The following is a 7,184-nucleotide window of genomic DNA, read 5'->3' as shown; positions in this document are numbered from 1 at the left end:
ATGATAATAATATCATTTATTTTAATGAATTTATGAAAACAAAAAAATAGACGTTAAGAACAAAGAATATTTAAAAGAAATAAGTAAATAGTAATAAATAAGTTTGTCATTGTTGGAGGTGCAAGAAATGTCTGTTTATGTTTATCAGACGTTTATCATAAGGCAGGAGAAATTTAAGGAAGGAATTGAAAATCTAAAAGAACTGAAAACATTCAGAAATGAGAATTATGCACATAGGGTGGAGATATTGACACCTATTTCCGGGGAGGATCATACCTACGCTTTACTTTCGATCTATGAGGGTTTAGCCGAAATGGAATTACAAAACAAAAAAATGTTTGAAGACGATAAATATTTAGAGCTCATTGGTCCCTTTTTCCTTGAAAACATTGTTGAAGGGAGTATGTACACACAAATTTACCGAACCATGAGTGATACAAAATAAAAGCCGGCAATAATCAATTTTAGCGCCGGATTATTCCTTAAAATCAAAACATGCCTAAGGATTAATTGAATTTCTGCAATTTCAATATGTAAAATAAGGTTTGATTGATATGCCTAAACCAAAAAATGAAAAAAAGCAGCCAACCATGTATGGTTGACTGCTTTTCATTTGGTTCAAAGCAGGATCGAAATCCTACTGCTGATCTAATTTGTGAAAATGCTCAAATAGATTGTCTCAATTATCTCTTTGCTCTACCTTTACAATATTTATCATTCCGTAAACTCATAAATTTTCTTACTTTCCTAGCAATTCAAGAGATTGGTTTTTATGCAGTTGATATAATGGATCTGTCGGGTCATGTTTAATCGCATTTTCAATGGCTTCAATTGCTTCTTGATGTTTACCAAGAGATCTGAGGCTATTTGCCTTATGAAAAGAAAAATCATACCGATTTGGCTTTAATTCTAATAGTTTATTCATTTCAACCACAGCTTCTTCATGTCTTCCTAGTTCTCTCAAGTAATTTGATTTATGATAACGATAAAAAGTGTCTTCAGGGTTTATAGCACAGGCCTTATCATATTCTAGAAGTGCTTCATCTGGTTTCCTAATGGATCGTAAACAATTAGCTGTATAAAAATAGAAGTCTAAATCATTGGGATTTATGGTTAAAGCTTTGTTGTACTGCTCAAGAGCTTCTTCGTATCTTTTTAATTCTTGTAAAAAAAAGCCTTTATAATAAATGAAATCAAGGTTTTGACTATCAAATTCAAGACCTTTTTCAATCTCTGAGATAGCTTCGTCATACTTATCGATTCTGACAAGTGTTTTTGCTTTTTTAATAAATGCATTATTTTCTACATATTCTTTGTTCAGAATGCTTACAACCTTTTGCTGCTTCATTTCTTTCGCATGTTGAAGTGACGACTTTCCGTCTCTATCTGGAAGATTCACATCTGCACCTGCTTCAACAAGCTCTTGAATAATATCAGAGTAAAGTCGACCGCCATTTCCTAAAATGACAGCCTCAAGTAGAGCTGACCAGCCTAAATTGTTCACATGGTTTACCGGAACTCCAGCATCGATGCAAACTTGAACTGTTTTCAGATAGCCTTTCTCACTAGAAGGTAACAATGCCGTACCACCGAAACGATTTACACTGTTTAGATCGGCACTATAATCAAGCATCAAAGTTAAAATTTCATGAAATCCGTTTGCGCCAGAACAAATAAATGGAGTTAATTGAGTTATATCTCTTTCGTTTACGTCGCAGCCAGCTTCAAGTAGCAATTTTACTACATCAATTTGATTTTTTTGTGTAGCTGCCATTAATGCGGTTCGGCCGTTATCATCCTTATAATCAATGCATGCCCCCTCTTGTAATAACTGTTTCACAGATGTTACATCACCATGTTCACTAGCATGAATAAGATGTGCATCAAAGGAATTATTTTTTAAAATTATTCTCCCCTTTAGATGTATGAACTAGAAGAAATAGTACGGGATTTTTTTAAAACAAAAGAAGCTCATGACATTGAGCTTCTTCTCAATTGTTACAATTATCCTGCAACTACTTTACCATTAAAGATAACAGCTTCGCGCTTTGGTGTTCGGGCTTAATCTTTATCTAAAAGAGCAGCACCCGCAATACCAGGTTTGGTCATTTCATAAATATTCAAAATAAGATCTAATTCTTCTTCAGTTAACACATCATACTTCAAGCATAACTCACGTACTGACTTTCCAGTTATAGTTGCCTCTCTTGCAATGCGTGCCGCCACTTCGTATCCTAAATGAGGATTTACGGCAGTGATAATGCCGACGCTTTTTTCAACATATTCCTTTAAGCGGGCCTCATTTGCTTCAATACCGGAGAGACAATGGTCGGTAAATGTTCGGAAACCATTGTTCATAATGCTGATTGATTGAAGCAAATTAAAGACTAACACTGGCTCCATAACGTTTAATTCCAGCTGACCTGCTTCTGAAGCCAGACAGATGGTATGATCATTTCCAATCACCTGAAAAGCAATTTGATTGATCAGCTCGGGCATAACAGGATTCACTTTACCCGGCATGATGGAAGAACCTGGCTGACGTGCCGGTAAAGTTATCTCAGCTAGCCCTGCACGAGGACCTGATGCCATCAATCGGAGGTCATTAGCTATTTTGGACATGTTCATCATACAAACCTTTAATGCGGCAGACACTTCGGTATAAGCATCCGTATTTTGCGTAGCATCTACAAGATGATCAGCATTCACTAATGGCAGCCCAGTAATTTCCGCAAGGTGTTTGACGACATCTTTAATATATTTTGGATCGGCATTTAATCCGGTTCCGACTGCTGTTGCCCCCATATTCACTTCATATAAATGTGCTTGAGATTGCGAAATACGCTTCATATCCCGTTCAAGTACACGTGAGTATGCTTCAAATTCTTGGCCAAGGCGAATCGGCACAGCATCTTGAAGATGTGTACGCCCCATTTTGATAACGTTTTCAAATAGCTTTGCCTTTTCTTTAAAAACCTTATGCATATATTTCATGGTTTCAAGCAATTTTTCAAGCAACTTCAATGTAGCAATGTGAATAGCTGTAGGAAATACATCATTTGTCGATTGCGACATATTTACATGACTATTTGGACTTAAATGGATATAGGCGCCTTTATCGTGTCCGAGCAATTCAAGAGCACGGTTCGCAATTACTTCATTAGCATTCATGTTCATTGAAGTCCCTGCTCCACCTTGAATAGGGTCAACAATAAATTGATCATGCCACTTTCCTTCAATAATTTCATCGGCTGCCTTACATATGACATTTCCAAGTCCGCTATATAAGCGTTTTGTATTCATATTGGCAATTGCCGCTGCTTTTTTTACCATTGCTAGTGCTATTATTAACTCTTCATGAATTCGATAGTGTGTAATAGGAAAATTTTCAACCGCCCTAAGTGTTTGGATTCCATAATACACATCTGTCGGTAATTCCTTCTTTCCTAAAAAGTCTTGTTCGATTCTTTTTTTGTTCATGAGGTCATTCTCCCACCTTTTTTTTAAAAAACAATCTATTTGAAAAAATTGATTCTCACACAAAATAATACCAGTTAAATGATCTTCTGTCTCTCTTTTCACTGTTAATTCATTATTAATATTAGAAAACAGAAGAGAACTACACGTGTAACATAATATTTACCTTTCATGATTAAAAAAATGATATTTTTTACAATCTAATCCAATATTTCACTTTATTAAAGGTGCTAATTATATTAAAAAAATAAAGATGATAAAAAATTCGTGTTTTTCACGACTTTTCGATCACCTCTTTTTTCAACAATAAGAAAGAATCAATTATTTAAGTAAAGATTGATTAAATTTTTGTAATAACTGTCCGAATACTTTACATTCATCATCCGGCCAATCATTTAATAGCTCCGCTATTCTTTCCAATCGTGCATGCTTATACTCATTTAATTCCTTTAATCCCAGTTCCGTTATTTGAAAAGAATATGCCCTTCCATCTAATGGATCAGGAATTTTATATAAATAACCCTTGTGCTCTAAAGCGGCTGCTTGCCTGCTTACAGTTGAAATATCTAACTGGAACTCCCCAGCTAATACTTTTACACCAACAGCCCCTTTTGTGGCGATCCGACGGAGTAATAAATATGCAGATCGGTCAAGATTCCAAAGTTTTTTATTATTTGTATTTGATGTGGATCGTCTTATAAGAATAGCCAGTTCAAGTTCAATCATTTCCAAAGATTGTTCATACATTTCTTTACTACCTCACTGTTAAACTATTTCCTAAAACTATAATAACACATTTAAAAATGCATTTATAATGACGTTCAAATATACACCTATAGAAAACACTATTGACGTTGTTGAAAATAGTTGTATAATACAATCATATACTTTCATTATACAACTATTTTAAAATTTGAGGGATTAGTTGGAATGATTATTTATGGTATATAGGCAGCAATGCCTTTTAAAACTTTATTGTCACAATGCTTAAAACTAGCTTTGGGCAGGGAGAAATTTCAATTAAAAAAGGAGAAATGTGAATGTCATCAACACCACCATCTGTGGCGTCATCGTCATCTAAAATGAATTCAGCTTCAGAAGTAAAAGGAAGTTTATTAGCACAACCAAAGGCCGTATGGGCAGTATTTTTTGCCAGTATCATTGCATTTATGGGGCTTGGTCTTGTAGACCCGATTTTACCGGCAATTGCTGAACAATTGCACGCATCCCATAGTCAAGTTACATTACTTTTCACCAGCTATAATGCTGTGATGGCAGTAGCGATGCTCATAACTGGGATGATTTCATCAAGACTTGGAATTAAGTGGACACTCCTTGCCGGCATTGTTATTATTGCAGTATTTTCTGCACTTGGAGGATTATCAAACGGCATTTGGACACTCGTCGGCCTTCGAGGCGGATGGGGACTAGGCAATGCTTTGTTTGTTGCTACAGCATTAGCAGCTATTGTCTCCCTTTCGAATAGCGGTACTGCAAAAGCGATTATTTTATATGAAGCTGCCATTGGACTGGGTATATCTGTCGGGCCGCTTCTTGGCGGCTGGTTAGGTGCCATGTCATGGAGAGGTCCTTTTCTTGGCGTCGCTACACTGATGGTTGTTGCTTTTATCGGGTTATTTTTATTAATGCCAAAGGCCACCAACCTAAATACAGGAGTTAAAAAAACATCATTATTGGACCCATTCCGTGCCTTAAAACACCGCTCTCTGCTAGTTTTCGGTATCACGGCAGCCCTCTATAACTTTGGCTTTTTCACCCTTCTTGCTTATGCCCCTTTTGTCATGGGATTAGATGAGCATGGTTTAGGTTTTGTATTCCTTGGCTGGGGAATATTGTTGGCCGTTACTTCTGTTTTCATGGCTCCTAAACTCCAACAATGGTTTGGAACGATTAAATCAATGTGTGCCATGTTAATTATGTTCGCCCTGCTCCTTTTTGCGATGGGGATCTGGACTTCAACGCAATGGGTTATCATCGCTGCCGTTATTGTTGCCGGGGCACTGCTGGGGAATAATAATACGTTAATTACAACCGCGGTAATGAATGCAGCTCCTGTCGAACGTTCTACTGCATCTGCTGCCTACAGCTTCCTCCGCTTTATCGGCGGTGCAATTGCACCATTTATGGCCGGAAAACTTGCAGAGATTTATAATCCTTCTGTTCCTTTTATTGTCGGAGGAGTTTTTGTACTTATTTCAGTTATATTTATCTTAATCAATAATAAACACGTAATGCATGTTGATGATGCTGAGATAGGTCATTAATATTTCTTAAAAGGATCTGTCTTTGAGTGCAGATCCTTTTATCTTTCTAATTATCAATTCAACTAATGGATATCTCGCTTCTTAAAACGTCCACCACGTACTTCGGAAATGTCCGCAATCGCCAGAAATGCTGATGGATCAATCTCCTCCACTATTGTCGTCAATTTAGATTCTTCCAATCTGGATATGATACTAAAAATTACTTTTTTATTATCTCCTGTATAGGCACCTTGTCCATTTAAGTATGTTACTCCTCGGCCTAAACGATCATTGACTGCATTTCCAATTTCTTCGGCCTCGTCACTAATAATCCAAACAGATTTTGTTTCTTCTAGACCTGCAACTACAGCATCAATGGCTTTAGAGGCAATAACATATGCTAGCAGCGAATACATCGCTCGATCCCAACTAAAGACAAAGCCTGCTGCTCCTAAAATAAATACGTTCATAAACATAATGATTTGCCCTACTGAAAAAGGAACCTTTTTATTAATTACTAGTGCAGATATTTCTGTTCCATCTAAAGCCCCGCCATTACGAATAACCAATCCAACCCCTATCCCTAATATCATTCCACCAAAAAGGGTCGCTAAGAGAATATCATCAGTAAACGCGGGGATTGGGTGAAAGAACGAAGTAAAGATGGATAAAACGATAATCCCATATACGGTAGAAAAAGCAAAGGTTTTTCCCATTTGCTTGTATCCCATATATACAAACGGCAAGTTTAAAATAAATAGAAAGATTCCTAATTCCCAACCGGTAATATGTGAAAGCATGATCGAAATACCTGTTATACCTCCATCAATTACATGGTTTGGGACTAAAAATATTTCTAATCCTGTTGCCATTAGAATCGCCCCGATAGTGATAGCGATTACCCGAAAAATAACCTTGCTAAGGGGCAGCTTGCGATGTTTAATGTTTTCTTTGGTTAATTCTGTCATTGAACCACACCTTTTCTATTAATTTTGTATTTATGATTATTTTTCTTTTCAGAAAAGAATTTTATTACTCGATTATATAATTATATCATATTTTCGTCGAAAAATGAACTCGAGTTCATATTCATATAAAAATAGACTGGAATCACTGTTTGAATGGTTCCATTTATAGGTGCAAAACAGTAAATGACATAGAAAATGACTTGTAAAACTGATTTCAGTTTCAGCAAGCCATTTTTTATTAGTCATATGGAGTTATTGACATTCAAATTCCTATTTCAACTGAAGCACCCGATCTTGCATTTAAGAAAAAACGCCGATATTGGCAACTGATCATTATGTAGATTTGCCTGTCGATAGTCCGAATGTGAGGCTTATTCGGACAGGTCAAGCTGGAAATTGCCTTCTCTTGTCCGAATGCGAGGCTTATTTGGACAGGTCATGCAGGAAGTTTACCTTTTCTTGTCCGAATGCAAGG

6 protein-coding genes are annotated in these 7,184 nt (G+C 36.4%); 2 read left to right on the top strand and 4 right to left on the bottom strand.

Annotation, left to right across the window (positions count from 1 at the left end):
- The first annotated feature begins 127 nt into the window (after positions 1 to 127).
- Positions 128 to 445: a hypothetical protein gene (locus tag V7150_RS21105; protein WP_283922875.1), complete on the top strand. Its 318-nt coding sequence runs from the start codon at positions 128 to 130 to the stop codon at positions 443 to 445.
- A 294-nt stretch (positions 446 to 739) separates the two neighbouring features.
- On the opposite strand, the gene V7150_RS21100 is transcribed toward V7150_RS21105, so the two are convergent.
- The 3 genes from V7150_RS21100 to V7150_RS21090 all read right to left on the bottom strand — a co-directional run bounded on the left by V7150_RS21100 (position 740) and on the right by V7150_RS21090 (position 4,224).
- Positions 740 to 1,873: an ankyrin repeat domain-containing protein gene (locus V7150_RS21100; RefSeq protein WP_335522195.1), complete on the bottom strand. Its 1,134-nt coding sequence runs from the start codon at positions 1,871 to 1,873 to the stop codon at positions 740 to 742.
- Between the two features lie 188 nt (positions 1,874 to 2,061).
- Positions 2,062 to 3,480, bottom strand: a complete 1,419-nt coding sequence (aspA, locus tag V7150_RS21095) for an aspartate ammonia-lyase (RefSeq protein WP_335522194.1) — start codon at positions 3,478 to 3,480, stop codon at positions 2,062 to 2,064.
- Between the two features lie 318 nt (positions 3,481 to 3,798).
- On the bottom strand, positions 3,799 to 4,224 hold the full coding sequence (locus V7150_RS21090) for a MarR family winged helix-turn-helix transcriptional regulator (protein WP_335522192.1): 426 nt from the start codon (positions 4,222 to 4,224) through the stop codon (positions 3,799 to 3,801).
- A gap of 293 nt (positions 4,225 to 4,517) precedes the next feature.
- Between V7150_RS21090 and V7150_RS21085 the strand changes: the two genes are divergently transcribed.
- On the top strand, positions 4,518 to 5,762 hold the full coding sequence (locus tag V7150_RS21085) for an MFS transporter (RefSeq protein WP_335522191.1): 1,245 nt from the start codon (positions 4,518 to 4,520) through the stop codon (positions 5,760 to 5,762).
- A 62-nt stretch (positions 5,763 to 5,824) separates the two neighbouring features.
- On the opposite strand, the gene V7150_RS21080 is transcribed toward V7150_RS21085, so the two are convergent.
- A complete protein-coding gene (locus V7150_RS21080) occupies positions 5,825 to 6,709 on the bottom strand; it encodes a YitT family protein (protein ID WP_335522188.1) in 885 nt (294 codons plus the stop codon).
- Positions 6,710 to 7,184: the final 475 nt, after the last annotated feature.

It is taken from the genome of Neobacillus drentensis (assembly GCF_036965245.1).
Lineage (GTDB): Bacteria > Bacillota > Bacilli > Bacillales > Cytobacillaceae > Neobacillus > Neobacillus drentensis_G.
Note: the sequence above shows the minus strand (reverse complement) of the source record. Positions and strands in the feature narration are given on the sequence as shown.

Excerpts from the sequence above, each read along its gene's own strand:
- V7150_RS21105 (WP_283922875.1), top strand. The coding sequence starts at position 128 with ATGTCTGTTTATGTTTATCAGACGTTTATCATAAGGCAGGAGAAATTT.
- aspA (WP_335522194.1), bottom strand. The coding sequence starts at position 3,480 with ATGAACAAAAAAAGAATCGAACAAGACTTTTTAGGAAAGAAGGAATTA.
- V7150_RS21090 (WP_335522192.1), bottom strand. The coding sequence starts at position 4,224 with ATGTATGAACAATCTTTGGAAATGATTGAACTTGAACTGGCTATTCTT.
- V7150_RS21085 (WP_335522191.1), top strand. The coding sequence starts at position 4,518 with ATGTCATCAACACCACCATCTGTGGCGTCATCGTCATCTAAAATGAAT.
- V7150_RS21080 (WP_335522188.1), bottom strand. The coding sequence starts at position 6,709 with ATGACAGAATTAACCAAAGAAAACATTAAACATCGCAAGCTGCCCCTT.